At 35.1% G+C, this 26,938-nt stretch carries 21 protein-coding genes; 14 read left to right on the forward strand and 7 right to left on the reverse strand.

The window, feature by feature from the left end; all coding sequences use genetic code 11:
* Nucleotides 1–33: 33 nt before the first annotated feature.
* Nucleotides 34–1,488, reverse strand: coding sequence for a sensor histidine kinase (locus RM542_RS07835; RefSeq protein ID WP_311385184.1), 1,455 nt, complete (start codon nucleotides 1,486–1,488; stop codon nucleotides 34–36).
* Nucleotides 1,489–1,755: 267 nt separating this feature from the next.
* On the opposite strand from RM542_RS07835, the gene RM542_RS07840 reads away from it, so the two are divergent.
* A complete protein-coding gene (locus RM542_RS07840; protein ID WP_311385185.1) occupies nucleotides 1,756–3,060 on the forward strand; it encodes an NCS2 family permease in 1,305 nt (434 codons plus the stop codon).
* Nucleotides 3,051–3,842, forward strand: a complete 792-nt coding sequence (locus RM542_RS07845; protein ID WP_311385186.1) for a 5'-methylthioadenosine/adenosylhomocysteine nucleosidase — start codon at nucleotides 3,051–3,053, stop codon at nucleotides 3,840–3,842. The genes RM542_RS07840 and RM542_RS07845 overlap by 10 nt, the downstream gene beginning before the upstream one ends.
* Nucleotides 3,843–3,876: 34 nt before the next feature.
* Here RM542_RS07845 and RM542_RS07850 read toward each other — a convergent pair whose 3' ends face one another.
* Nucleotides 3,877–5,925 (reverse strand): c-type cytochrome, encoded by a 2,049-nt coding sequence (locus tag RM542_RS07850; RefSeq protein WP_311385187.1) that lies wholly within the window; start codon nucleotides 5,923–5,925, stop codon nucleotides 3,877–3,879.
* 185 nt (nucleotides 5,926–6,110) lie between these two features.
* Between RM542_RS07850 and RM542_RS07855 the strand changes: the two genes are divergently transcribed.
* Together RM542_RS07855 and RM542_RS07860 are read left to right on the forward strand one after the other, a co-directional pair.
* Nucleotides 6,111–6,674 carry a DinB family protein gene (locus tag RM542_RS07855; protein WP_311385188.1) on the forward strand — a complete coding sequence of 188 codons (564 nt, stop codon included), beginning with the start codon at nucleotides 6,111–6,113 and terminating at the stop codon, nucleotides 6,672–6,674.
* A gap of 281 nt (nucleotides 6,675–6,955) precedes the next feature.
* Nucleotides 6,956–9,871 carry a T9SS type B sorting domain-containing protein gene (locus tag RM542_RS07860; RefSeq protein ID WP_311385189.1) on the forward strand — a complete coding sequence of 972 codons (2,916 nt, stop codon included), beginning with the start codon at nucleotides 6,956–6,958 and terminating at the stop codon, nucleotides 9,869–9,871.
* An 87-nt stretch (nucleotides 9,872–9,958) separates the two neighbouring features.
* Here the strand turns inward: RM542_RS07860 and RM542_RS07865 are convergent, their stop codons facing one another.
* From RM542_RS07865 to RM542_RS07880, 4 genes are all read right to left on the reverse strand, one after another.
* Entirely contained in the window at nucleotides 9,959–13,159 is a 3,201-nt protein-coding gene (locus RM542_RS07865) for an AsmA-like C-terminal region-containing protein (RefSeq protein ID WP_311385190.1), read from the reverse strand.
* A 356-nt stretch (nucleotides 13,160–13,515) separates the two neighbouring features.
* Nucleotides 13,516–13,761 carry a DUF2188 domain-containing protein gene (locus tag RM542_RS07870; RefSeq protein ID WP_311385191.1) on the reverse strand — a complete coding sequence of 82 codons (246 nt, stop codon included), beginning with the start codon at nucleotides 13,759–13,761 and terminating at the stop codon, nucleotides 13,516–13,518.
* Between the two features lie 17 nt (nucleotides 13,762–13,778).
* Nucleotides 13,779–16,259, reverse strand: coding sequence for a S8 family peptidase (locus RM542_RS07875; protein ID WP_311385192.1), 2,481 nt, complete (start codon nucleotides 16,257–16,259; stop codon nucleotides 13,779–13,781).
* Between the two features lie 3 nt (nucleotides 16,260–16,262).
* The gene (locus RM542_RS07880) at nucleotides 16,263–17,450 is read right to left on the reverse strand and encodes an ATP-binding protein (RefSeq protein WP_311385193.1); all 1,188 of its coding nucleotides are present in this window, start codon (nucleotides 17,448–17,450) and stop codon (nucleotides 16,263–16,265) included.
* Between the two features lie 309 nt (nucleotides 17,451–17,759).
* On the opposite strand from RM542_RS07880, the gene RM542_RS07885 reads away from it, so the two are divergent.
* Entirely contained in the window at nucleotides 17,760–18,098 is a 339-nt protein-coding gene (locus RM542_RS07885) for a phosphotyrosine protein phosphatase (protein WP_311385194.1), read from the forward strand.
* A 26-nt stretch (nucleotides 18,099–18,124) separates the two neighbouring features.
* Here RM542_RS07885 and RM542_RS07890 read toward each other — a convergent pair whose 3' ends face one another.
* Complete coding sequence (locus RM542_RS07890; protein ID WP_311385195.1) at nucleotides 18,125–19,303, reverse strand: tetratricopeptide repeat protein; 1,179 nt, start codon at nucleotides 19,301–19,303, stop codon at nucleotides 18,125–18,127.
* 432 nt (nucleotides 19,304–19,735) lie between these two features.
* Here RM542_RS07890 and RM542_RS07895 point away from each other — a divergent pair, with 432 nt between their 5' ends.
* From RM542_RS07895 to RM542_RS07935, 9 genes are all read left to right on the forward strand, one after another.
* Nucleotides 19,736–20,053, forward strand: a complete 318-nt coding sequence (locus RM542_RS07895; protein WP_311385196.1) for a DUF6660 family protein — start codon at nucleotides 19,736–19,738, stop codon at nucleotides 20,051–20,053.
* 49 nt (nucleotides 20,054–20,102) lie between these two features.
* On the forward strand, nucleotides 20,103–22,289 hold the full coding sequence (locus RM542_RS07900; protein WP_311385197.1) for a TonB-dependent receptor: 2,187 nt from the start codon (nucleotides 20,103–20,105) through the stop codon (nucleotides 22,287–22,289).
* Nucleotides 22,290–22,291: 2 nt separating this feature from the next.
* Nucleotides 22,292–22,708 (forward strand): transcriptional repressor, encoded by a 417-nt coding sequence (locus tag RM542_RS07905; RefSeq protein ID WP_311385198.1) that lies wholly within the window; start codon nucleotides 22,292–22,294, stop codon nucleotides 22,706–22,708.
* Nucleotides 22,709–22,762: 54 nt separating this feature from the next.
* On the forward strand, nucleotides 22,763–23,125 hold the full coding sequence (locus tag RM542_RS07910) for a DUF3703 domain-containing protein (protein WP_311385199.1): 363 nt from the start codon (nucleotides 22,763–22,765) through the stop codon (nucleotides 23,123–23,125).
* Nucleotides 23,122–25,074 carry a heavy metal translocating P-type ATPase gene (locus RM542_RS07915; protein WP_311385200.1) on the forward strand — a complete coding sequence of 651 codons (1,953 nt, stop codon included), beginning with the start codon at nucleotides 23,122–23,124 and terminating at the stop codon, nucleotides 25,072–25,074. Before RM542_RS07910 ends, RM542_RS07915 begins: the two co-directional genes overlap by 4 nt.
* 162 nt (nucleotides 25,075–25,236) lie before the next feature.
* Nucleotides 25,237–25,617 carry a metalloregulator ArsR/SmtB family transcription factor gene (locus RM542_RS07920; RefSeq protein ID WP_185781425.1) on the forward strand — a complete coding sequence of 127 codons (381 nt, stop codon included), beginning with the start codon at nucleotides 25,237–25,239 and terminating at the stop codon, nucleotides 25,615–25,617.
* Entirely contained in the window at nucleotides 25,614–26,201 is a 588-nt protein-coding gene (gene merTP, locus RM542_RS07925; protein WP_311385201.1) for a mercuric transport protein MerTP, read from the forward strand. Before RM542_RS07920 ends, merTP begins: the two co-directional genes overlap by 4 nt.
* Nucleotides 26,201–26,410: a GDCCVxC domain-containing (seleno)protein gene (locus RM542_RS07930; RefSeq protein ID WP_185781427.1), complete on the forward strand. Its 210-nt coding sequence runs from the start codon at nucleotides 26,201–26,203 to the stop codon at nucleotides 26,408–26,410. Before merTP ends, RM542_RS07930 begins: the two co-directional genes overlap by 1 nt.
* Nucleotides 26,410–26,778, forward strand: coding sequence for a glyoxalase (locus tag RM542_RS07935; RefSeq protein WP_311385202.1), 369 nt, complete (start codon nucleotides 26,410–26,412; stop codon nucleotides 26,776–26,778). The genes RM542_RS07930 and RM542_RS07935 overlap by 1 nt, the downstream gene beginning before the upstream one ends.
* The last annotated feature ends 160 nt before the right edge of the window (nucleotides 26,779–26,938 follow it).

The following is a 26,938-nucleotide window of genomic DNA, read 5'->3' on the forward strand; positions in this document are numbered from 1 at the left end:
TAGAATAAACTTCTTAATGTCGATATTGAAAGTTTAAAAGCGTAACATAAACTGGGTTCCTTGGTTTAGTTCGCTTTTACATATCATTTCACCACCATTCATTTCTACAAAATCCTTTGTAATTAGTAATCCAAAACCGGTTCCTTGTTCTCCATTGGTGCCTACTTTTGTCTTGGGCATACTACCGTTTTTAAGATTTTCATACCATGCTGTATTCATACCCACTCCAAAATCTTGCACACCAATTTCAATATGGTCTGAATCCTTTCGAGAAGAAAGGATGACTTTACCGCCTTTTTTACTGAATTTAATAGCATTAGAAGTCAAATTACGTAAAATGGCTTTGAACATGTTTTCATCAATAACGAGATTTGGATGAGAAATTTCAAACACTAGAGTCACCTCTTTATCCTCTGCTATTTGCTCAAATTCCTGTGCTATGGAATCAAACATTTCTTTAATATCACAACTCGTTTTATTTAGTTGTATTCCTTCAAGCTGATTATACGACCATTCTAATAGGGCATTTACCATAGAAACTCTATCGTTGATTTTATTTTTCAACTTCTTTGTTATTCCCTGTAACTCACTAGTATTTAATTGGTCTTCAATAATTTGTACTAGTTCAGTAATGTTATTTAAAGGTCCTCTAACATCATGAGTAAGCAAAGAGAACAATTTGTTTTTAATGCCATTAATCGTTTCGAGTTCTTGATTTTTAATTTCTAACTCTCCTTTTGCTGTTTGCAGATTTTTGGTCTGCTTATCCACTTCGAGGGTAAGAATTTTATTGGTTTCAATCTGGGTTCTTATGTTTTCATCTTCAATAGCTTTAAACTTAAATCCCATTAAGATGGAGTATAAGATTAATTGTAGAGTAATTAATATTGATGTAGTTAATAATACTAATTGAGGAACCACCAAATTACTATTTTTCAAAAACCATGCGCTTATATAAATTATTGCAGCAAGTAGGAGCGGGGTGTAAGAATACAAATAGTACTTATTGAATTTTTCTTCTTTAAATAAATGTACCCCTGAAAATATATTTAAAAAAGTAGACAGCGCGGCCGTAATTGCCGCAAGCATAACAAGTGAATTAGTGAGCCAGTCAATCTTGAATGTCAAAACATTCAAAATATATAGCGTCGGAATCAAAACTGCACTATATTTTATAAGGGTATAGCACCTAGTTAATCTAGGATGATTGCTTTTATTAATATTTAAATAATTAATAGTGAACAAAACAAAGCCATATGTTGTAATCATTGCGGTAATGAGCGATGCTTTACTTGCAACCTCCTCAATAAAATCTAAAGGAAATAAGTACCAACTCCAATGAAGCGTAATACCAATTATCAGAATACAATAATAACCTAGTAATTTATGTCTTAAAATTAAATAGGAGACAAAGTGGTAAATTCCAAAGACACCAAAAATAGCAATGAATACTACAGTTATTAGATATTGTAAATCAAAACCATTCATATAGTAACCGAGCGTTGGTTATGAATATAATAAGAATCATTCATTAATCAAATTTATATGTCAAGCTTAGTCATTAGATGCCTGTTAATAAATCGATAAACAAGTTATCGATTCTGATTTAAGGGTAAAGTTTGATTTGGTAAAAAAATGCGTGATTTTATATTTAATTATTAAAATCAAAGGATCCTAGTTTTGATTTTATAATAACACTTAAAAATTAGGCGAATAGTACTTAAAATTAATCACTTAGTGCTATTTTAGAGGGTCTTGAAAACAAAAAATAAATTAATACGAACTGAAATTTTAGCAGGGCTGAGCTCTTTTCTCGCCACTTTTTATATTGTAATTGTAAACCCTGCTATTCTTTCTGACACTGGAATGCCATTTTCGGCGGCAGTAACATCAACCGTACTTGTATGTGCCTTCGGTAGCGTTTTAATGGGTGTTTATGCTAAAAATCCATTCGTAATTGCACCAGGAATGGGGCTTAACGCATTCTTTACCTACACTGCTGTTCTAGGCTTAGGTCTGAGTTATGAAACAGCGCTAGGCGCAGTTTTTTGGTCAGGAATACTTTTTCTGATTTTGAGCATTTTAAAAATACGAGATAAAATTGTACAGTCAATTCCACATTCATTGCGTTATGCTATTGCCGCTGGTATAGGTCTTTTCATTTGTTTTATTGGATTTCAAAATGCGGGCTTCATCATTGATGATTCCGCAACTTTAGTGGGTATGGCTTCCCTTAAAAACCCCATCTGTTTGACGTTTTTAATTGGATTAGGTCTTACCGCTGTTTTAATAGCTAGAAAAGTACCTGGAGCAATGATTTTAGGCATTCTTTTCACTACTATTATAGCCTGGCCTATTGGAAGGTGGTGGGGAGAAGGAGCAGCAATGAGTTCAGAATTACCAACGCTTGTAAACTATTCAGGTATATTTTCTATGCCAGATTTTAGCACGTTTTTGAAGGTGAATTTAGTTGACTCCTTGCAGTTTTCATTTCTTCCTATAATTTTTGTTTTTGCCTTTACCGATTTGTTTGATAGTCTTTCTACTATGGTCGGGCTTTCAGAGGCCTCAGATTATAAAGATGCTGATGGTAATCCTAAAAACTTAAAGAAATCACTTTTTGTTGATGCACTGACCACAATTTTTTCAGGTTTGGTAGGTACCAGTTCAGGTACTACTTATATTGAATCAGCTGTGGGAATAAGAGAAGGAGGTAAAACGGGACTTACTGCTATAACTGCAGGCCTGTTGTTTTTACCCTTTTTGTTTTTCTCTCCTTTATTGTCTATTGTGCCTAGTATCGCAAGCTCTATTGCTTTGGTGTTAGTAGGTTATTTTATGATGAAACCCTTAACTAAAATCGATTGGAGTTTACCCGATGAGGCAATTCCTGTATTTTTTACTATGATTCTCATGCCATTGACCTATAGTATTACTACGGGAATCATTTTTGGGTTTTTGAGTTACACACTCTTGAAATTCTTTGTGGGTAAAAAGTCGGAGATTAATCCTGTATTGCTCATCATCAATGCCTTTTCACTTCTTTTCTTATGGCTTTAAAACAAAGCATAGTTCTAGCCTTCTTTTTTGTTATTTACATGGCACAAGGGCAGCGAGTAGCTATTATGGGTGCTATGGATAAAGAGATTGAGTTTCTAAAATCAGAGTTAGAAAACAAAAAGAAAATTCAAAAAAGCGGAGTTACTTTTTTTACAGGAAAACTTAAAAATAAAAGAGTAGTGCTATTCAAATCTGGAGTAGGTAAAGTGAATGCTGCCTATTGTACTGCAATTTTAGTAGAAAATTTTAACGTGACGAGTCTCATTTTTACAGGAGTGGCTGGTGGTTTGCACCCTGAAATTAAACCAGGTGATATTGTGATTTCAAATAATTTGATTCAATATGATTTTGGAAAACTGAAAAATGGAGAATTCGAAATTTGGCCCACAAGAAATTTAAAGGAAAAAAACAATAGAAACCCACTTTATCTTGATGTTGACCCAGTTTTATTTAAAAAGAGCGAAAAGGTTTCTTCACGATTAAAGTTGAAGCCATTCAATAATAGGCTACCCAAGTTCTATTTTGGCACCATTGCTACCGGAGATAATTTTATAAGTGACACGCTAAAAGCTAAAGAATTGAATACAAAATTTAATGCTATAGCTACGGAAATGGAAGGGGCAGCAGTAGCTCAAATATGTACAATGCTAAATTTACCCTATATCATTATTCGTAGTTGCAGTGATAATGCAAATACCAAAGCACAAACAGATTATTTAAAGTTTGTTGAAGTAGCTGCTTTAAATTCTGCTCATATGGTACTAGGTTTGCTTGAAGAGTAGAATTTTATAGATTTAGGTTTTTACTAAGGTTATTTCAACTTCCACTTCTAACGGGGAATCCCATTTGTGCCCAAACCAAGATACCTTCATCTATAATCGCAGTATTTTTATAGCCATAACGCCTTAGGGTAGCCAAAACACGTTCTGAGGCAGCATGTGGACAAGCGCAATAGATAACTATCTGGGTGCCATCGTTAGGGATGTCATCAATAAACTCATCAGGTTCTGAATAGTAGGGCACAGGGGCTGCTCCCGGAATGTGCATTTGTCGCCAAGCCACTTCAGAACGAGCGTCAAGTATAATCATGCGCTTCCCTTCTGTGAATGCCTTATTAACTTGTTCGGCGGCCACAAACTTATTTTCACGCAGCTTAAAAACTGGAGCTATGCTATCCGGATTTAGTACATATTCTTCAGGCTCTGGTACTTTGATAGAATCCAGTTCCTGAGGTTTGTCCCAACCAGAGGCCCGGCTTCTAAGAAAAGCAGTCACATTATTAATGTCTTTATCCGAAAGTGAGTCTTTAAACGCTAACATTGGAGTACCGTCTCTTCCTTCTGCTATGGCATATCTAAGAAAATCATCGGTTGCTGTTGCCAGTAGCATCGGGTTTGCAAGGGCCGGAGCTGTAATACCTTCTCCTTTATTACCATGGCAGACAGCGCATTTTGCTTCGTATAATCCCGCTCCTTTTGTGATATCACCAGCAATGGGTTCTCTAGAAAGTTCTATCGGACTCTCCACTTCTGCCATCTTGTTCAAATAGGCTAGTAACAATTCAATTTCAATATATTCCATTGGACCGCCTTGTTTATCCAAGTAGCCACCCATTGCTGTGTTAGCCCTTCCAAATTGCACGGTATAGCGTAAAAAATTAGTATTCATACTGGTGCCCAGCAAGGATTTTGAGCGTAATGAAGGGGCATGATCCGCAGTATAACCCTGACGGTCATCACCATGGCACAAGGCACAATATTTACTATACAGACTGGCTGCATGATTTACGGCCAGCGTATCCATTTCACCCATAAAGGAATAGGTTTTAGCAAAAACAGCCTGACTTTCCGGTTCTTGAACGAATTCTAATTGCACGCCAAAAGCATGTTCTGAGTTAATAGTTAATCGATCTGCGGTTTTGCTATAAGCAGTTTCAGGTAGTTCAGTCTTAAAATATTGGTATGTAGAGTCAATATCTGCCACATCAAACTCTAAGGCATACACTCCATCGGTGCGGTTGGCCAAATAGTTTTTAGCGCCTTTGTCTTGTTCCGCAGAAACCAAATGCAACTCCTGATTCTTAAAAATCGAATACCTGACAATAGAATCGGTGGCTTCAAGAATTTCAAAACCCATAGTATTATATTGCATGGCAATCGAATCAAGATGATGTACGGCAACCTTTATGGCTGAAGTACCCACAACACCATTAGGATGTGTACCATACATCCGAGTAAATATGTAGTAACTTTTCCAATCTTCTCTAGCTTTAACATAACTACTGCCTATTCTTTCTATAAATCGAGGTAAGTAAGCCGGAGGGGCTTCAGCATCAAAATCGAGACTCTTGCGTTGTGACTCGCCCGTATCCCTTGACCAGCCCTCTGCTGGGGCTGAAGAACGTCGATATTCTTTAGTGGAATCTAGTTGCATGCCAACGGATGAGAGTCCTGCAAAGGTGGAGTCAACCGAAGAACTAGAAAGCGCAAAAAAGCGAATACCATTTGGAGTCTGATTTCTCAGTATGGGTGCTATACTGTCAGCTATTAGCGTATCGTTTTTAGCCAGTAACTCAAAGGTGGTCATATCGCCCATGCCAATGGCCATGGTTAAAGAACCTTCAAAGTTCCCTTCCGATGCTTCCCCACGAATAGAAAAGCCAAGAGAATCACGATAAAAAGTAATCGCTTCTTCAATATTGTCTACCTGCAGTGTTGTTTTTTCAATGCCCATACCCAAGCCCGTTAAAAAGGGTTTAGGTTCCTCTTTAGATTCACATGAGACAATAAAAACAAGATTAACAAGGGCAAAAACTAGTTTTAGTAGCTTTTTTAAGCTTTGGTCAAAGGTCGGTTGGTGGTTCATTGGTATGTGGTTATACTAGTAAATATAATATTTTATCCTTTTTGATATATGGTATATGTCAAAGCTTAAACCTATCATAACAAAGCTATTAGCTCTTAAGTCAAAAATTTAAGAAATTATTAAAAGAAAGAAATGGTAACTTTGAATAGCTATCGCTGAGAACAGATTCATTTAAATATGTTGCTATGAAATCTTTGAAAACAAAAGCCAGCTTTTTAATGCTTATAGTGCCGATACTATTGTTGAACGCGCAGGGCGAATTTAACTCGGTTGAGGGTTATACACCGCAGATTGGTCAAATGGTCTATATGTTAGAAGATTTAAAAGAACGTATTACCGAAGAAGTTAAAGACTTAGATCAATCACAAACTGATTTCTTATATGATGCTGATGCGAATAGCATAGGCTCGTTGGTCATGCATCTGGTCTCAACGGAGTCGTATTACCAAATAGCCACATTGGAAGGTCGAGACTGGACAGAGGAGGAGCTTGCTAGGTATGGAGTTGCAGGGGAAATTAATGAAGACGTCAAAAGTATGCTCAAAGATAAACCGATTAGTTATTATTTAGAATTATGGGATGAAGTCCGTGCAAAAACTTTGACAGGACTCAAAACCAAAGATGATGAATGGTTCGCCTCAAATTTAGAAGACGGATTGAACTACCAATATATCTGGTACCATGTCATGGAACATTCAGCAAATCATATGGGGCAAATAGCAACGATAAAGAATCGTTTGCCTAAATAAGTACAATCTGAATCTAACGTATTTAAGTTAAAGTAACCGCTTTTGCTAAATTCGTTCTTGAAATCACCACTATTAAAAGAATCAGAATATGTCTTAAACCTTACGATGTTGGAGTATTCATTAGATTCTTTAATACTTAATTGTTAAGGTTCTTCATCTTGACAATTGCTTTTTGAGCACATGTTTATGAAAAATTCTTTGTCCCTTATATTTTTAGCTAAAAATATTCGTTATTCAAAATAACTCTTAGGAATTATTTTTTTTGCCACCAAACTAACCAAATGGTAAATAACCTGTCTAGTCTGCTAAAAACATCTTTTATCCTTTCCGCATTGTTTATTTTAAACTTTGTTCCATTATTTGCCCAAGAATTGTCTTTCGCAAAGAAAGCGGGTAGTGATTCGGTCGATTCTACCTTGGATCAAGGTTATTCTATTGTTTCAGATGATTTGGGTAATAGTTATATCACCGGAATTATGTCGAGTGGATCTACTGGTTCTATTTTTGGTGAAGGTGAGATTAATGAGACTATTTTAACTGTTAATGGAGCTTTTATTGCAAAGTATGATGCATTTGGTAATTTACTTTGGGCACAACAAATTGAAGCAAATAATAGTGGCGTAGCTAGTAATGTAATTACCCTAGATACAAATAATAACATTTTAATAGCTGGTTTTTTCGGTAGTGAAATTACTTTTGGAGTCGGAACTGCCGCTCAAACAACATTTGCCGCTCCAGCCGGCAACCGAGACGCTTTTTTTGCCAAATATGATGAAGATGGTAATTTTCAGTGGGCAAAAGTTTTTGGAGGAGAAAATGATGATGCTCCAGGGGGCGCTGGATTAAAAACAGATTCGTCTAACAATATTTATTTAACAGGTGCCGTCAATGGCAATGTTACTTTCGGAGAAGGCGAAGTAAACGAAACCACATTATTAACTCAGAGTTTAGATATTTTCCTTGCCAAATACGATTCCAATGGTAGTCTTCAATGGGTTGTGAAAGCGGGTGGGGAAAATCCTGATGGAGCCAAAAATCTAGATATTGATGACGCTGGAAATATTTATATCACAGGAAACTTTTTTTACACCTGTACATTTGCTGAATCTTTACCAGAAGAAACTTTCTTGAGTGGTGTCAACGAGTCTGCTTTCATCGCAAAGTACAATTTGAATGGTGTTTTACAGTGGGCAAAAAGCCCTTTTTTACAGACAGGTCCTGATATAAGTGGTGATATTAAGGTTGTAGGTTCAGACCGCTTAGTTTATACGGGGGCCTATGCCTGGGATAGCGATCTCACAGAGTGTGTAAGCGTTGAGGCTTTTTCTGATGATGAAATTATCACAATACTTTTTGATTTAAGCGGAAATTATGTGTGGCACTCGACCATCAAAAGTATTGGCGGTGATAGAGGCGTAGCAGTAGCTGTTGATAATATTGAGAATATATACGTAGCTGGATATTATGGTGGTGAGGTTATCATAGATCAGGGCAAGTGCAATGAAACTTTCTTGCCACATGACGGTGCAGGTGACTTGTTTATCGCGACCTATGATAACAAAGGACAATTCTTAGGTGCTGCACGAGCGGGTTCTAATGATTGGGAACAAGCCGCAGCCATTGATGTTAGAAATGTTGGTGAGGTTTACGTAACAGGGTATTTTAGGAATACTCTGATATTGGGTGATGGTGAACCAAATGCGACCATACTATTAGAAAATGGTCCAAATGAGATATTTATGGCTAAATATAGTTTTGATATGGGTAGCACTTCAGGTAGACGCTATGCTGGAGAAGATAATTGCATTTCCGTATGCGAGTCTGGAGCCCCTTTTAACTTATTTGACAGCCTACTTTATAATCCGGATACCGGTGGTAGTTGGTCTCCTAATTTGACCAATAATGGAGATACATTTAATCCCGGTTCCGATATGCCAGGAGTATATACTTATAGCGTTTATGACACAGACGGTTGCCTTAGCGATTCATCCGCAGTAACAGTTGAATTTAATGGGGAGCAAGGTCTGACGTTAAATGATGTTGATATTCAAATTTGTGCATCAGGGTCAAGTTTTGACCTAAGAACAGTTTTTTCAGAAAACATAACTGATTATGAAGGAGAATGGAGTCCAAACTTAATTAGTGGCACCAATATTTTTGACCCTCAAATTGATATCGAAGGGACTTATTCCTTTACAAGCACAAATGGCCCATGTGGTTTAATAAATGGTGATGTATTGGTGAGTATACTACCTGGAGTTAATAGTGGAGATAATGGCTATATTGAGTTATGTCAGAATAATAATTCTTTTAATCTTTTTGATGCCATGACTGGTAATCCAGATATAAATGGTATTTGGAGTCCATCTTTATCTAGTGGGACCAACATATTCGACCCAGACCAAGATATCGCAGGTAGTTATGAATATATCGTTTCTAATGGTCAGTGTACAAGCAGTTCAATTATTGAAGTGGAATTTATTGCCGTCCCCAATGCAGGTATGAATACAACTTTGGAAATTTGTAATACAAGCCCTCCTATAGACTTATTGAGCCTAATAGATGGAAATCCTGATATTGGTGGGCAATGGAATCCTAATTTAAATAGTGGAACATCAATTTATAATCCTACAGAAGATACCTTTCAACAATATACCTATACAGTAAGCAGCGCTATTTGCGATGTAGAGACAAGTGCAACTATTACTATCACAAATATTGATGCTATACCTATAACTGACTATCAAATTGAGGTTAACGAATTTAGCAGCAACAACAGTGCAACCATTATTATTGATTCTCCAGCAATGTTTGAATATTCCTTAGATGGTATTGAATTTCAATCAAACGAGACATTTGATTCATTATTAGGAGGGGATTATAATTTATTTGTTAGAGAAATAAATGGTTGTGGATTTCTAGAGACCACTTTTTCTGTATTAGATTATCCTAGATTTTTCACTCCTAATAGCGATAATATTAATGATTTCTGGCAATTAAATGGGTCTACTAATAGAGAATTTACGCTCTATATTTTCGACCGATATGGTCAATTAATTAAAACTATAAATGGAATTGATGATTCATGGGATGGCACTAATAGTAGGGGCTTAAGAGTGATGTCAACTGATTATTGGTTCAAAGTTGTTTTTGAAGATGGTTCAATAAAAACAGGGCACTTCAGTCTTCTTTATTAAATCAATTATTTCCAAATTAAAACTCATTGAGGAAAAAGTTTGGTACTTTCTATCTTCTTTGATTCTTCAATTCTAAAATCCTCATAATCAATCGTCACCTTTCTTTTTCTTGCGTAACGAAACCTTGTAATCGTCTATAGTGCCTTGAATCTTTAGATTGAGAAATTTGGTTTTTCTGTTCGGGTCTACTTCAACAATTTCATCTACCTGGTCTTGTTCAATAACAGTATCCTTTTTGCCGCCAAACAGTTTTTGCCAAGTGGCCTGTCGTACGGTTTTCCAAGGTATACGCAAGTAATAGTCAATATTTTGATTGCTATCATGCGTTCCGGAGAGTTCCATATGGCCAATGGTAGATTCAATTGCCATTGCAGGAATTTTGATTTTTCCTTTATCAATAGCCAAGGTATTTTGTAAGGTATCAAACCGAATATTACGCAAGTTTTTATCACCCATATAATCTGATAACGCTAACATAGGGTCGTAATTCTTTAGTTTCCCGTTCAGTACTTTTACATCCATTTCAATGGAGGACTGGTCTAAATCAGGCACTAAATCGGGGTATACTCGTATTTTGCCACTTATTTTAGAGGTGAGCTTTCCTTGTAGATTTTCAGAAACTAAGTGGTCTTGCCCAAAATTTTCAAACTTAAAAAGTAATTTTTCCAAATCCACATCAGTCATAACCAAATCGGGCTGCATATAAATGTGTTTGGGGTCACTACCATTAAAGTATCCGTTTAAACGAATATTTCCACCAGCAGCATCCATGCTCAGCGTATCAACATAAATATAATGATCTGGGGTCGTTCTTAAAGCTGCCTTAATGTTCTGCAAGTCAATCTTATGATATATAAAATGAGCAATATCCGCTTTAAAGCGCATGTCAGTAAATGGCAATTCATAAATATTGAAAGCCTCTGCATGTTCAGCAACATCTTCGGTAGTGACTTCTTCAGATACTGTTGTTGGTGGGGGACTTACATTAAAATCAAAAAGCGCATCAAAATCTATATAATTTGCACTAATCGTAAGGGAATTATCACGCTTTTTTACCGATTGGTCTTCTCCTAAATAGTAATTCAGGTCCACATTAAAATTGGTCATCCCGATTTCGCCATGAAAATCAGTAATTACTAAATGGTCATCGGCGTACGTAATGTTTCCTTTAAAATCATGAAAACGCTGCGGATGCAATTCCATCTTCGTATCTAACTTGTCTAGAGCAATAGCAATGGAACTCAATGAAGAATCGGTATACTGCATTTTAGAGCTAAAGTGTAGCGCCAAGTTGTCAAAAATTTCGTGTCGGTATTCTTCAGGTACATAGTTTTCACCCTTGTATGAGAAAACATCTTCTAAACGTAATTTTTTTGAAGTAAGATTAAAATCTAGGTCAACAGTGCCATTCCGCTCTGGTTGCATCCAAAACGCATACTCATGAATCAAGCCATCAAAATGAAAATCGCTATCATCAATATAGCCTGTAAAGTCTACAATGTTCAAATCTTGGTCATCTAGTAACACATCAGCATGAAAATCATGCAAACGATGGGGGTAATGCTTTAACTCGGCATTGAGACTGTCTACAAAAAATTCACCTTTCGGTAAATATTCAGATTCGGTAAAGTCTTTGGCAGAGCCTACAAAAGAAAGTCCAAGGCTTAAGTTCTTCACCTGTTCATCAAATCCGGTTTGTGTGGAGTCTTGAGCAGTAAATCCTGTTAATTCGGCAATATCTAAGTAGTCCGATGTGATATCTAAATGCGCCTCAACAGGTATGTTGGTATGGTGCACTATGGACGGTAGGTCAGACAGAAAGCCATTAATAGCAATGTCTGAATTACCCATTAGCAAATCAAATTGTTTAAGGGTAGCCGCTTTGCCCTTCATGAGCAGGTTTACATTTAGGCTATCTATCGGAACCATTAGATTCTCTGCTTCTAAATGGAGGTTCTCAACTTTCAACGATGCGTAGTAAGCCTGATTGAGCTGCTGCAAGGCCATTTTCGGATTATCAATATCAATGATATCATGAAAATTCATTTGCAGTTTAATATTCCCTGAGGCGTTTTGTACCTGTTGCAGCTCAAAGAAGTCAGCAATAAAATCAAGGTTAAAGTCTGCATCAACTTGCATATCAACTTCGGGCGAATCAAAATTCTTTACCAAGAGCGAACCTTTAAACTCTCCTTTTTCTAAAGAAGCAGTCATATCGGTCAATGAAAATTCCATGGTGTTAGCAGCTCTGTTGGCACCATTGCTAAAATGGCCGCTAAAGCCCATATTATCTATTTTTTTAGCACTCGTTGTATTCTCTAAAAAAGCTTTACCTGCACCAAATTCTGCATTAATAGCAGGTCTGTTACCCTTATTTGCGGCACCTTTGATGCTAGCGTTAAAATAAATCTCCCCAGCATTTTTGTATTTCTCTAAAAACGGAATCACATCGGGTGGGGCAAAAGCAATTAGCATATCAAAGTTGGGCTTGGTCCCTTTTATGTTCAGGTCAAGGTCTACATCGTTTTTGGTATCGATAGACCCTACAAGTTCAAAATCACCATTTTCCATAGCAATACCTGAAGGTGCTATGTCAAGTATCCCTGTTGTTTCATTAAAAACGATATCGGTGTGTATTTCAAAATGTTTTTTACGGATAAAAGTAGTGTCGCCATCTTTGATAACATTCAGTTCTAATTCGGTATCAATATGGCCAGCAATGATGTTGTCACTCATACGAAAACCGCCTTTGCCGTCATAAATAAATTTCTCTACATCGGTCTGGGTAGCCTCATCAAGGGTGTGAATATCCAGGTCTTTTAAACGAATTTTATTTAAATGAATATTGGTACTAGCTGTGCCATCTTCAGTGGTGGTGGCTAAAGAATTTTGGATGTTTGAGGTGTTGTCTTCATGGATGACAATATTAAAAACACCATCTTCTATTAGTAAGGAGTGTATGTCATAGTTACCACTGGCAATATCCCAAAGATTAAAGCCCACATAAATATCTTTCACACTCATTATCAGCGGGGCATTGTCCGCTTTAGTCTCAAATATTTGAACATCATACACTTTGATGGACAGGTCAGGAAAATTGCCAAATAACGATAAGTTGCTATTGCCTATGGTAATAAGGCCTTTATGCTCTTGGTTAAGTAGGGCAATCTCACCTTTAATAATTTCTGCTTGGTTGCTTTGCACATAGAACAAGACTAGTGCAATAACGATGGTAGGGACCAAGATGATTGCTAATAGTATGCGTTTCCAGCGTTTTTTAAGCCTCAAAGCAGTTTCATTTGAATTAGTAGTGCTATTGTCTATTAAAAGTAACGAATTCGAGGGGCATCCTATTGTTTGGTGGAAAATATTAGTAGTTCTGTAAGTTTTTAAAATATTTCTACGACAACCAAAGCATTATGAAAATTTGTGTTGGTAAAGCAAAGTGACTGGTGCTAAACTTCCTTCTAAAGTTTTATTCTAAAAAGGTAATGAAACCGAGGGCCAGGTTTTGAAACAATCAAAATTGATTTTTTCCGAGGTTCATGAATACCATTAAAAAACAATAAACAAGCAATGAATAAACACTTATTATGCGATCCGACGATAGGAGCGAAGTGGTAATGTGTATGGAATGGAAATGATTAGTGTTTAGTATCCTTTATTGATCTCGGGTCATTTCCCGGCTTTACAGTATCGCTATCTCGAATTGGGCCACCATTTGGTTTGTGAATTCTAACTTCTCCACCTCCATTATTCTTTGAGAATTGTTTTGCAATTTTCTCAGCCTCTCTTTGAGTTGATGCTTTTGCCGAAGCTCTCTGACCGCCTTCTTTTTGAACATTCCAATCTTTTTGTCCTTTTTTTTGGGTAATATGATAATTTGCCATAATTCTTAATTTTAATATTATACTCTTGGTACGACTCTAGTTGCTGTTTTTATGTCTACAGTATTTACTCCTAATGATTGCAGTGTCTGTCGCATATCATTAAATACTGGTTCTTTTTTGTTAGGGTCAGAAATAGTTAAGATAGCTGTAAATGGTATTCCATTTTGAGGAATCCGTGCACCATCTCTCGCCAAATATTCGATATCCAATGACCAATCTGTAGTTGGCCCAACTCCTTTAGGAAATGTCTTTTCATAAACTTTAACTGGGCTCCATTTAAAGGAATGCTGAATTTGATCTTTTTCGTATAAACTACTGTTGCCATCGTCAGGTGTATAAATAGCCTTAAGTCTCCCTTTATAACTGCCATTTTTATCTTGTTGCCTAAGAAATCCATCAATATTGACTCGAACAAATTCAGTCCCATATTTATAGTCGAAATTAGGTGTACTCACAACAGTTAATTTAGCTTGACCGATACATTTACCATCTTTTACTAAGCTTGACGGCCAAGTAAACCTAAAGCTCATTTTATGTCTGTTTATAATCCTGTTAGCAAAAACTAAAGTTATGGCTGATGGGTCTCCTTCTAAAATTGCTTCTGATGCACTCGGAACACCGAAACCTATCAAATCTTTAGTTACACTTCTTAAATTTTTGTCCTCCAAAGATGAAGGTAATGTTGCATGATGTATTGCAAGGCCAATTAGGGTTTCTCTTGATACCATTCCTTCAATTTCATTGTCTATACTAGCGATAGTCTTACTTACGTTTGGAGCAGCATAGCTAGTTCCACAACCATCTATAATTTTGCCACTAGAGTTTAATGAAAATAATCCATGACCATTACTAGGGTCTTTGGTGCCAGAACCACCGATATGGGCAAGGTCAGGTTTTAATCCTGCCTTTAAACCAGGTCCTCTGCAGCTATAATTACTTAGTGCATATGGGATAGTATCTTGAACATTAGGAGGATTTAAAGCCGTTACGCTAATATTTCTGCTACTTTCAGCTGGTGTTTTGATTGTATCATTTCTTGAACCCGCCAATATCTTTAAAGCTTCAAAATGATCCACTGGCCATTCTTTTCTTGTTGCCGCTTGTGTTGTATTACCTGCGGACATTATGAAAATAATATCATTCTCCTCGGCTATTCTATCCAAGATTTGGGCAGGAAGACTGTATCCTGAGGTACTAGCATGTTGTTCAAAATTTAAACTAAAATTAAAAACTCTTACGCCAGTTTCTTCTTTTAGTGCTATTACTGCATCTTCTAATTCATTAAAAAATTCTAGAGGCTTTGTATAATAAGAAGCATACTTCCCTTTTTTTGGTAGTAGGTCTAGGTCAATTATTTTACACCCATCAGTTTCTTTACATATGTCATTTCCATTCAAAGCCTTGCCTACAATAGTAAGACCAGCTATAAAGGTTCCATGATCTTCATCTTTATCTGATGAACTTAATAATCCCCAACGTGCTTCAATCCATTCTCCAAACACATCGGATACTCCTCCATCTACAACGCAAATTTTTGGATAAACTTGATCTTCAATAACGTCTGGAACCTTAAAGTCTGCATCGATTTCTGGAGAATTAATTGAATTGCTTTTCGTTACAAGAGGAGGTAAATTAATTCTTTTAACTAAAGGATGATCCCCTAAAAATTTTAGAAGTTTGGTATGACGTTCAATGCTTAAATCGATTTCATTTTGTTCTAATTTACCCGCAGAGGAGGAGGATGCACTAAGTTTTATGATTGGAGCATCAGAAGTTTTCTCAAGTTTTACCCCATAAATAAAAGAAGATTCTACTCCTTCAAAAAATCTAGATGCATATAATCCGTTTCCAAATTCTTTTAGTCCTTCTACAAAACTTTTGAATAATAATAATTTATAATTTGGTAAAGTATCCCAATCTTTTTGCGGTGGTGGCGTGTCAAATAATTCCACCACATATGCACCACCTGATTGTGAGTTTTTTAGCCAATCCAAACCTTCAGTAACTGAAAATTTTCTTTTGTCACTTTCGGTGTACGGAAGTATTTCGTCAATAGCTCCTAATTCACTCCTATATATTGAAGGATTAGCTTTTTGTTGCCCATCCTTCTCTTTATACCTTGTCTTCAATTCAGCTCTTTCAACTTTTTGATGTATCTCATCAATACTTTGGGGAGTCAATTCCACAAATAACTCTCCTAAATCTCCTGCACCAATAACCGGTGCTATATCTGGCTTGAAAAGCTGTGAGGTAGGACGGTGAGATTTAGCTAGAGCTGACTGCCTTAAAATAACCTTTGCATAAGTAACAGGTGCAAATCGGTTTCTTACCTGTATAGTTTTAATACTTTCAAGTTGCTCTTGAATATTTTCCTTATGACCTAGAAACTCAAGGTCATTTCCCTCAAAGAAATCCTTATTTGAGCCGCCTGGATTTCTATCCCAAGCTTGTATAAAATCATTAGTATTTAGAATTACTTGTACGGGACTATTAGACATAGCTTAGATTTTTTCTGATTCTTTTAATTTTGAAATTTGTTTACTCAAAGAGGAGGCAGTCATGCCAAAAATTGGGGCTAAATCTTTTTGTTTGAATGAATAATTTTTATCAGCTAAAAGAGCCGAAATGAAATCTTCATCACTATGAAGCATTATTTTTCTTTTAATTGGGTCCATTCTTCCAGAATTAAGAAGAGCAAAACGCCTCATGATTGTTACTAAATTGGTGTTTTTATCTAATACAAGAGCTCGTTTAATCCAATTAGACATCATTTGTGCATCGGCTCCTGAAGCACCCTCAACACACCAAACTAAAAATTTAAGTTCACTTTCCTTAAAAACCAGTGGTTGCAAGAAATTTTTCAAAAGGGAAAACATAACCTCGCTAGAAGGTACAGGGATTTCCATCTGAATATCGAAACGTCTCCAAATTGCTGGATCTAACAATCCTTGATGATTGGTAACTCCGATAGTAAATCCTTTTTCTCTTCTAGAGTCCAAACATTGAAGAAGAGTGTTTACAACTCTTTTTACTTCTCCCACTTCATTTGGGTCATTTCTTAATTTTGCGATAGCATCAAACTCATCAAGTAGTAAAACACAATTATATCTATTTGCAAAGGCGAAAAGATTGCCAATATTACGAGAAGTAGTTCCTAAAAAAGATGACATTAAACCTTCTAAACGGGCTAACACCACTGGAATTCCTATTTCTTTAGAAATCCATTTTGCTAAATGGGTTTTACCCGTGCCAGGAACACCATAAATCAAACAGGAACTTGCAGGCATTGCATCTATTTCTAACAATTTATCATATTGTGTCCACTCATGAATAATGGACTTAATTCCATGCTGTATATTATCATCAAATAATGGTATTTCTAGTGGTAGTTCAGAATTAAAAAATACTTCTGCCAGCGGAGTAGAAGTTTCTTTATCAACAGGGAGAACAGTTTTAGCAGTAATTTCTTCTTTCCCTCTTGCAACAAAAGATTTTTCAATTCTGCTAGGTGACATTTCAGCATTCGTTTGAGATGTAGACAATAAATTCGTCAAAGATTTCGCTTCTTTCTTATAACCCTCTTTTTCATAACTATCCCTTAATCTAGATATCTGATGTACAATAGCATCACTAGGATTAGACAAAGCAGACCTGCACAAAGCTTTAATTATATTGAAGTTTTTAACCATTTAAAAATACGTATTAATTTTCATCAAAAATAGAAATATATTTCCAATAAACGTTTTTTATTTCCATAAAAAAACTATTTATTTCCAATAACACCATATTATTTCCATTTTATGTTAATATATATCCATTTCAAGCCACTGATATACTTCTTGTTAAATAGTTGATTCAATTACAGATGAATTACAAATACTTATTTACCGACATATTTGTTGAAATTTTCCATGTATCTAAAGGCCTAATAGAATTTTAGCCAAACAATGGGCGAGGGGGAGCGGCCATATTTTAGAGGGCTTTTCAAATTGTAAAATATGAAAAACATATTATTTGTTTGTTCAGCTAATAAGGACCGCTCAAAAACTGCCGAAGATTATTTTAGCAAACATTATCCAGATTTGTCTTTTGATTCTGCAGGAACTAATAAAAAGACTTGTAATACGCTTGGAACAACTTATATCACCAGAGAACAATTAGATTTAGCAGATGACATATTTGTAATGGAAAACAAGCATTTAAAAGCTATCAAAGAACTTTTTGGTGGTAAATATTACACTAAAACTACTGTACTAAATATTAAAGACATCTATACTTATGGTTCTCAAGATCTAATTGAAGTTCTGAAAGCAAAAATATTATGTAAAATAACATAGTATAAAGAACAGATTTGAGGAGGGGTTTATTTGGTGATTTTTTCTTTAGTCTCCTTAATACGATCTCTTATTTCGTAGGTGTTTACATCTAGCTCAAGAGCTAAATTAAATTTTTCTAAAGCTTCTTTATAATTGCCCGTATCATAATAATAAACTCCCAGATTCATATATGCATAGGCATTGTTTTTATCTAAACTCATTGATTTGTCAATATCCTTAAGACCTTCATCGGTTCTACCTAATTTTATTTTTGCTAAGCCACGATTATTATAAGGATAAGGATGGTCTGGTTCTAATGCAATGGCCTTATCAAAATCAATGATTGCTTTCTCATATTCCTCCATTAAATTATAGGTATAGCCTCTATTATTAATCGCCAAAGTGTTGTCTGGTTGGAGTTCTAGCGACCTCTCATAATCTTTTAAACTTTTGGAGAAATCTTTAAGATATGATTTTACAAGTCCAGAATTATTATAGTCGTGAGTATCAAAGTTCGCCTTGTTATTCTTTTTTTCGAATTCTTGGTTTATGAGCTTGGCTTTGTGATAATCATGAGCATTTAAATAAGCAGATATTGCCAAACGATAGATATAGTCTTGTTTGTGATTCAAAGCAATAAGTTCATTAAATAGTTCACCGGCTTTAAAGAATTGCTGGTCATCATATAGATTGATGGCTTCTTCATATTCAGGCGGAAGTCTTTTAAATTTTAGCAAATCTAAGATCGCCTGACCGTCATTATAGATAATTGTACCATTATACAATTCAATGGGTGTCTTGTTCGGTATAATATTGGCGAAAAAATCAAAATATGTTGATATTCCAAAAAAGAACAGTACAGAGACATATGCATCATTCCAATTAGCGAAAAAGACATTGTATGTTACTAGTAATGCTAATAATAAGGACATTATAGGCCCCATGAGGGTTACAAAAATCTGATTTTTAATAGAAATATTCTCATCATGCATTTGACAAAGACCTATTTTCCAATGAAAAGGATTCTTTCTAAAGAACACTTCCAATCTGCCAATATTGATTTTGATACTGTCCTTTGGGTCGCCATATGAACCTATGTATAAGGTGACTTTGCCTTTTGTTAATAGCAAAGCCGGGATGCCATGCCCAAGTTCGTGAATAAGTGTAGAAATTGGTCTAAGAACAACAACAAATACTAGTATTACAATTAAGTACGTATAAAACAATAATCAAGAGTTTTGATTCATGAAATCAAAGCTAGTAAATAGTTTTATAAGATAAATTTGGTGCCGAGACGATGTGGCTGGCTTAAAAGGAATATAGATAAGCATGTCGTAGTTTCGTTTTTACATAATTGCTTTGTTATAATCCACTTACAGGGCTTAAAACGCAACTATATCAAATAGCGCTGAGATGCGCTATACACGAAACTAATATAATTGTTCTATAATGTTCCGCGTTATGTAACTTGAGCTTTGGTTAAAAGCGAAAGTTGTTACCATTTTCATTGATTTTTTTCTTTCCAAAGACTTTCTTTTTAAAAGGTAATGGAATACTCTTTGCCCGAAGCGACGGTAGGAGCTAAGTGGTAATGTGTATGGAATGGTCAATATACCTTTGCACAGCCATTGCATCTAGAATTTAATATCTTTGTAGCAATGAAATTTATAAGCTTCATACTAGCAGTTACCATGTTCACTTTGACCGCAAAGCCATGTTCTGATGGTCAAAATTTTGAAGACCAACAACAGCAAGAGTTGAGCATAGACCATAATCATCAAGAAGATAATGATGATTCTTGTCCTATAACCTGTATTTGTAATTGTTGTGGTATGTCAATAGCATATGAGCCTTTAGCCACATTTGAACTCAATTTTTACACCAGCATTTCTACAAAATCAATAGCTATCTATCAGTCAATTTATAGATTTGATTTTCATTCCAACATTTGGCAACCACCCCAAGTAATTAGCTAAGACTTCTAGATTCTTAAATCACTTTTTTAGTTAATTACAATCATATTAAATGAACAAACACATTTTGAGCGTAAAGCTCATGTTTTTGCTATGCCTATCGCTACAGGCACAAAAATCAGATATTCAAATAACCGTCTATTCAGAGGATGAAAACGAACCCTTAATAGGTGCTACAGTTTACTTTGATACATTAGAAAAAGGAGCTATTACCAATTTTGATGGTATAGCAGAATTTGCCGAAATACCTAACGGTCAACATTCAACAGTAATTTCATTTTTAGGCTTTCAAACATTAGAAACAACAATTCAAGTACCTAGTGATGCGGATTATATTTTTAAACTTAAAGTAGATGCTAACGTATTAGATGAAGTGGTACTTCAATCTACACGTAGTACAAGGACTCTAAAAAAGATACCAACACGTATTGAGTTTATTGGCGTCGAGGAACTAGGGGAGAAAGCAATAATGAATCCTACTAATATTTCTATGGTACTTCGCGAAAGCACAGGTATACAAATGCAACAGACATCATTAAGTAGTGGTAGCACCAATATTCGTATTCAAGGATTGGATGGTCGGTACACACAACTTTTGAGAGATGGGTTTCCATTATATGGTGGTTTTTCAAGTGGTTTAAGTATTTTACAAATTCCACCTTTAGACTTAAAACAATTTGAGATTATAAAAGGAAGTTCATCAACCCTTTATGGTGGCGGTGCTATTGCAGGATTGGTAAATATGGTATCTAAAACACCTGACGAAGAACCTGCATTGGATATTATGCTAACTCAAACACAAGCATTAGGAAGCACAGCGAATGTGTTTTATAGTAAACGAAATGAAAAGTTTGGTTTTTCGCTTTATGGTTCTGGGCACTATCAAAAAGCTTACGACCCAGAAGATGATGGTTTTAGTAACCTACCAAAAACAACCTCAATTTCTTTCAATCCCAAATTGTTTTATTATCCATCGGAGAAAACAACCCTGTGGTTTGGTTTAAATGGAACATATGATGATAGAATAGGTGGAGATATTACCAAAATTGAAAGTGGCGAAAATGGTATTCATCAATATACAGAAGAAAACAATTCCAAAAGATTAAGTAGTCAATTGGTATATCAAACACAATTAGATTCTGTTAGCTCATTAAAATTTAAAAATAGTATCTCTTTTTTCGATAGGAACTTAAGCGTCCCTAGTCTCAATTTTGATGGGCAGCAAACAAACACTTTTACTGAAATCACATATAATACGGCGTCAGAAAATACAGATTGGATAATTGGCGCAAATTTATATACCTCAAACTTTGATGAAAATGATAATGCACCTTTACAGCGAGACCAAAAAGATGTAACCTTTGGTGCATTTGCTAATAACATCTTTGATATATCCGAAAAATGGATTTTAGAAACAGGATTAAGAGCAGATTATAATGCCGATTTTGGTTTTTTCCCACTACCAAGAATATCATTACTGTATAAAAATGATAATGGATTTTCAAGCCGAATAGGTGGTGGTTTAGGATACAAAATACCTGATATTTTTACAGAAGAAGCAGAATATATCAATTTCGAAAATGTTCTAGCAATAGATAAATCAACTGTGGATGCAGAACGTTCTTATGGAATTAATTTCGATGTAAACTATCAAACACGCTTATCCGATGAGATTGGTTTTTCAGTAAATCAATTGTTCTATGCAACAGCGATAAATAAAGGCTTGCTATTAAATTCAACAGATAATGGTTTATTTCAATTTGAAAACGCGCAAGATGAAATTTTTAGCAAAGGAGCAGAAACCAATATTAAATTTACTTACAAAGATTTTAGATGGTTTTTAAACTATGCACTTATCGACACCAAACTAATTTATTTGCCAGGTAACCCACAAAAACCTTTAACCGCAAAGCATAATGCGGGTAGCGTTTTAATGTACGAGTCTGAAAAGTGGCGAATTGGCTATGAGACCTATTACACGGGAAAACAATTTTTATCAAACGGTACTGAGACAACCGATTTCGTAACTATGGGCTTACTGTTAATGCGTAATTTTAAACGGGGAAGCGTATTTATCAATTTTGAGAACTTCACAGATAGAAGGCAAAGTAGATTTTCTCCTTTGGTTTTACCACCACATGAAAATCCTGTTTTCCCCGAGATTTATGCACCCACGGATGGTTTTATCTTTAGTGTAGGACTTATTATTAAACCATTTGGAAACTTAGACCACGATTAATTATGGAAACAATTGAACAATTATTAGAATCAAAAGATATTCGTGTTACGGCAATGCGGTTATTGATTTATAAGTTTCTTGCGGAAAACAAGGCAGCTGTAACGCTGAGTAATATTGAAAATGCTTTTGAAAAGGCAGACAGAACTACGCTATACAGAACTATAAAAACCTTTGAGGAAAATGATATCGTGCATCAGATTGATGATGGAACAGGAATCACAAAATATGCACTTTGTGAACAAGGATGTAGTTGTGATATAAAAACAGATTTACACTTACATTTTCATTGTAATAATTGCAATGAAACCGTTTGTTTAACAGAACATAAGATACCTCAAATAAAAGTTCCTGATGGCTTTGTTTCGGAAAATGTAAACTTGGTTGTAAAAGGTATTTGCGATAAGTGTAGTGGGCAATAAATGCACTTCCATTGCACTAGCTATTAAACTAATTTTATCCAAAAATTAATAGATATGAAGTTTAATACTAAAATACCTAAACATCTTAAGCAGGCTTATAATGAAGAATTAATACAATATAGTTCCTGTTTAGAAAATAAGGAATACGGTAGTGCTTGGTATCATTTAGAGCGTAGTCATATCATAGGACAATCTTACCCGATTGAGCATACTTATTCACATTGGCTAATGCTAAAATTTGGGTTTAGACAAAAAGATACTAAAGAAGTAATAGGTCAAATTATTAGGTTGCTTGTGGGTGGTTGGAAATCATTTATAAATCACGTTCCTCTTGGTAATACTGGTGGAGCAAATGTGCCACCATTAAAACGAATGCCTATTCCAAATGACATTGAAAAATTATTAGATATTAAATGAAAAAAAAGAAAGTCAATTTAAGAGATTTAAAACCAAAATCGGAAGAAGAACATAATCACGATGATGGTCACGACCACGGAGATGAAAGTGCATTCAAAACGTATGTTCCAGCAATTATAAGCTTTGTGATGCTAATTGTAGGTATCGCTGTAGATTATTTTGATGCGATTCCTCAATTTCAAGGATGGATTCGAGTAGTTTGGTACACTTTAGCATATATTCCAGTTGGGTTTCCTGTAATTAAAGAAGGATGGAAAAGTCTTATAAAAGGCGATGTTTTTACCGAGTTCTTTTTAATGTCAATCGCAACAATTGGTGCATTTATCATTGGTGAATATCCTGAAGGTGTTGCAGTAATGCTATTTTATGCAGTAGGAGAATTATTTCAAAACGCAGCAGTTAATAGAGCAAAAGGAAACATTAAAGCTTTATTGGATGTTCGACCAAAAGAAGCTAATGTGTTTCGTGATGGTGACTATATAAGTGTATCGCCCGAAGATGTGAATATAGGAGAGAAGATTCAAATTCGTGTAGGTGAGAAAATTCCATTGGATGGTATTTTATTATCCGAAAAAGCATCTCTAAACACCGCAGCATTAACAGGCGAAAGCAAACCAGATTCTATTCAGAAAGAAGCAAAGGTTTACGCAGGTAGTATCAATTTAGAAAGTGTTATTGAAGTTGAGGTAACCAACACCTTTGAAGATAGTTCTATTGCGAGAATATTAGACTTGGTTCAAAATGCTATAGCACGTAAATCTAAAACAGAATTATTTATTAGGCAGTTTGCTCGTATCTACACACCAATCGTTGTATTCTTGGCTATTGGTGTTACTTTCATACCTTACTTTTTTGTAGATGATTATGTGTTTAGAGATTGGTTATACCGAGCATTAATTTTCTTGGTAATATCTTGTCCGTGTGCGTTGGTAATTTCAATTCCATTAGGATATTTCGGTGGATTGGGAGCAGCTTCCAAAAATGGAATCTTATTTAAAGGTGCTTCATTTTTAGATGCTATGACCAAGATAAATACTTTGGTAATGGACAAAACAGGAACCGTAACCAAAGGTGTTTTTAAAATCAAAGAAGTAAAAGCAATCGGTTGGAATGAAACCGAATTTATGCAATACCTAATGGCGATGGAAGAGCAATCTACACATCCAATTGCTAAAGCCATTTTAGAGTATAAAGCTGAAGGAGAAGATTTTGAAGCACAAGACGTTTCTGAAATTGCAGGTAAAGGATTAAAAGGCATTGTAAATGGCAAAACTGTTTTAGTAGGAAATAAAGCCTTAATGACTGCGAATAATATAAATGTTCCATCTGAAACGGAATCTATTGTAGAATCGATAGTATTAGTTGCAATCGATAATCAATTTGCAGGTTATGTAGTTATAGCAGATGAATTAAAAGAGGATGCAAAAGAAACTATTACAGAATTACACAAAGTAGGCATTAAAAAAATTATGATGCTTTCCGGTGACAAGGATTCCATTACCCAACAAGTTGCAAAAGAACTAAATATTGAAAATGCTAAAGGTGGTTTACTACCAGAAGATAAGTTAAACGAAGTTGAGATTTTAAAGAAAAATCCTGAAAACACAATAGTTTTTATAGGTGATGGTATAAACGATGCACCTGTTTTAGCAGCAAGTAACGTTGGTATTGCAATGGGTGGTTTAGGTAGTGATGTAGCTATTGAAACAGCAGATGTCATTATTCAAACAGACCAACCTTCAAAAGTCGTAAGAGCCATTAAAATAAGTCGTTCCACACGTAAAATTGTTTGGCAGAATATCATTTTAGCTTTTGGTGTTAAAGTTATTGTTTTGGTTTTAGGAGCAGGTGGTTTAGCCACAATGTGGGAAGCAGTTTTTGCAGATGTAGGTGTAGCATTATTAGCAATTTTAAACGCAGTCAGATTACAACGGATGAATTGGAGTTAGCACTTATATCGGTTACTATTTTGTCCTTGGCCTAAGAGAATTTTGGCAAAACAATAGGCGAGGGGAGCGAAGTGGCAATCTGTATAAAATGGAATACTAGTCCAAAATATCTACAGTATTTTAGTATTTGCTTAAATAAGAAAATAATTGTATTTTTGATTTATGAAGAATGACATTTGCATAAGGCTAGAAGCCGATGCCAAACAAATAATGAATTGTAGAGAAGTTGTTCAAAAATTAGATACTTCTTTTCAAGACCTTTCAAGTATTTTAAGTTTAACTGGAAATTCGGTTAGATTGAAACTATTGTATTTGCTGAATAAAGAAGGTCGTTTATGTGTTTGTGATTTAAGTGACGTTTTAGAAATGAATGTTTCGGCTATATCACAGCATTTGAGAAAGCTTAAGGATAGAAACCTTATTTATTCTAAAAAGGAAGCGCAAACAATCTTTTATTCAGTTTCGGAAGACAAACTAACATTGTTGACTCCATTTTTTGAAATATTGGATAAGAGTAAAGTTTTAGAAGATAGTGAATTATGAGTTCAGAAAAGAAGTTAATCGGAACAACCATTATTACTGCAATTGCAGCTTCATTATGTTGCATTACACCTGTATTGGCATTAATTGCGGGAACCAGCGGAATTGCATCAACATTTTCGTGGATTGAACCATTTAGACCGTATTTAATAGCGATTACAATTTTGCTCTTAGCAATAGTTTGGTATCAAAAATTAAAGCCTAAAAAAGAAGAGATTGATTGTGAATGTGAAGATGATAATCCAAAATTTATTAGCTCTAAAAAGTTTCTGTTTTTAATTACTCTTTTTACAGGGTTAATGTTAGCATTTCCTAATTATTCAGAAATATTCTTTCCAAGCGATAAAAAGGAAGTTGTTTACGTAAGCGAATCAGATGTCAACGTGGTCGAATATAAGATAAGCGGAATGACTTGTGCTGGGTGTGAAGTACATATAGAAAGTGAAGTAAATAAGCTCGATGGAATAATTGAAGTTAAAGCTAACTACGAAAATGGTAATACAATAGTAAAATTTGATAGAGGAAAAGTTACCAATAATGAAATTGAAGTTGCCGTTGGCAAAACTGGATATAAAATTATAGAATAATGGAAGTGCTCCTGAAATCCACAATTACCTGCCCAAAATGCGGTCATGAAAAAGAGGAAGAGATGCCTATAACGGCTTGTCAATTCTTTTATGATTGTGAAAATTGCAAAGAAGTATTAAGACCTAAAGAAGGTGATTGTTGTGTATTTTGCTCCTATGGAACCGTAGCTTGTCCTCCAATTCAAGAAAACAAAAGTTGTTGTAATTAATGGGCTATAAGGCTAAAAATATAAGAACGTTTATTGGTGCAAAGAGATATGATGAATCTAGAACGTTCTATCGAGAGCTTGGTTTTGAAGAAATCATTTTAAATGATAAAATGTCCTTATTTAAAGTCAATGAAAGTTTGGCGTTTTATTTGCAAAAGTATTACGTCAAAAAATGGTTGCACAATTCAATGATATTTTTGGAAGTTGACGATATAGAATCTTGTGAGAAAGAATTACTTGCAAAAGGTCTTCACAACAAATATAAATATGTTCGTTTTACTGAAATAAAAACTTTTGATTGGGGAAGGGAACTGTTTATGCATGACCCTTCTGGTGTTTTATGGCATTTTTGTCAATTTAATGAATAACCTTGGCCTAAGAGAATTTTGGCAAAACAATAGGCGAGGGGAGCGGCCATATTTTAGGGGGCTGGTTACTAGTTTTCTTGGCAGTTGAAATTCTGCTGTAATCTACAAGCAGTCTTAAGAGTTACAATGGATCCTAAAATATAGCGACTGAGCCGTACAT

This window comes from Croceitalea sp. P059 (assembly GCF_031846365.1).
Classification (GTDB): domain Bacteria; phylum Bacteroidota; class Bacteroidia; order Flavobacteriales; family Flavobacteriaceae; genus Croceitalea; species Croceitalea vernalis.

Bases quoted from the DNA above. Each gene is read 5' to 3' on its own strand.
- RM542_RS07905 (WP_311385198.1), top strand. From the start codon at position 22,292: ATGGAAACAATTGAACAATTATTAGAATCAAAAGATATTCGTGTTACG.
- RM542_RS07850 (WP_311385187.1), bottom strand. From the start codon at position 5,925: ATGAACCACCAACCGACCTTTGACCAAAGCTTAAAAAAGCTACTAAAA.
- RM542_RS07895 (WP_311385196.1), top strand. From the start codon at position 19,736: ATGAAATTTATAAGCTTCATACTAGCAGTTACCATGTTCACTTTGACC.
- RM542_RS07860 (WP_311385189.1), top strand. From the start codon at position 6,956: ATGGTAAATAACCTGTCTAGTCTGCTAAAAACATCTTTTATCCTTTCC.
- RM542_RS07880 (WP_311385193.1), bottom strand. From the start codon at position 17,450: ATGGTTAAAAACTTCAATATAATTAAAGCTTTGTGCAGGTCTGCTTTG.
- RM542_RS07920 (WP_185781425.1), top strand. From the start codon at position 25,237: ATGAAGAATGACATTTGCATAAGGCTAGAAGCCGATGCCAAACAAATA.
- RM542_RS07835 (WP_311385184.1), bottom strand. From the start codon at position 1,488: ATGAATGGTTTTGATTTACAATATCTAATAACTGTAGTATTCATTGCT.
- RM542_RS07930 (WP_185781427.1), top strand. From the start codon at position 26,201: ATGGAAGTGCTCCTGAAATCCACAATTACCTGCCCAAAATGCGGTCAT.
- RM542_RS07855 (WP_311385188.1), top strand. From the start codon at position 6,111: ATGAAATCTTTGAAAACAAAAGCCAGCTTTTTAATGCTTATAGTGCCG.
- RM542_RS07935 (WP_311385202.1), top strand. From the start codon at position 26,410: ATGGGCTATAAGGCTAAAAATATAAGAACGTTTATTGGTGCAAAGAGA.
- merTP (WP_311385201.1), top strand. From the start codon at position 25,614: ATGAGTTCAGAAAAGAAGTTAATCGGAACAACCATTATTACTGCAATT.
- RM542_RS07900 (WP_311385197.1), top strand. From the start codon at position 20,103: ATGAACAAACACATTTTGAGCGTAAAGCTCATGTTTTTGCTATGCCTA.
- RM542_RS07875 (WP_311385192.1), bottom strand. From the start codon at position 16,259: ATGTCTAATAGTCCCGTACAAGTAATTCTAAATACTAATGATTTTATA.
- RM542_RS07870 (WP_311385191.1), bottom strand. From the start codon at position 13,761: ATGGCAAATTATCATATTACCCAAAAAAAAGGACAAAAAGATTGGAAT.
- RM542_RS07915 (WP_311385200.1), top strand. From the start codon at position 23,122: ATGAAAAAAAAGAAAGTCAATTTAAGAGATTTAAAACCAAAATCGGAA.
- RM542_RS07910 (WP_311385199.1), top strand. From the start codon at position 22,763: ATGAAGTTTAATACTAAAATACCTAAACATCTTAAGCAGGCTTATAAT.
- RM542_RS07885 (WP_311385194.1), top strand. From the start codon at position 17,760: ATGAAAAACATATTATTTGTTTGTTCAGCTAATAAGGACCGCTCAAAA.
- RM542_RS07845 (WP_311385186.1), top strand. From the start codon at position 3,051: ATGGCTTTAAAACAAAGCATAGTTCTAGCCTTCTTTTTTGTTATTTAC.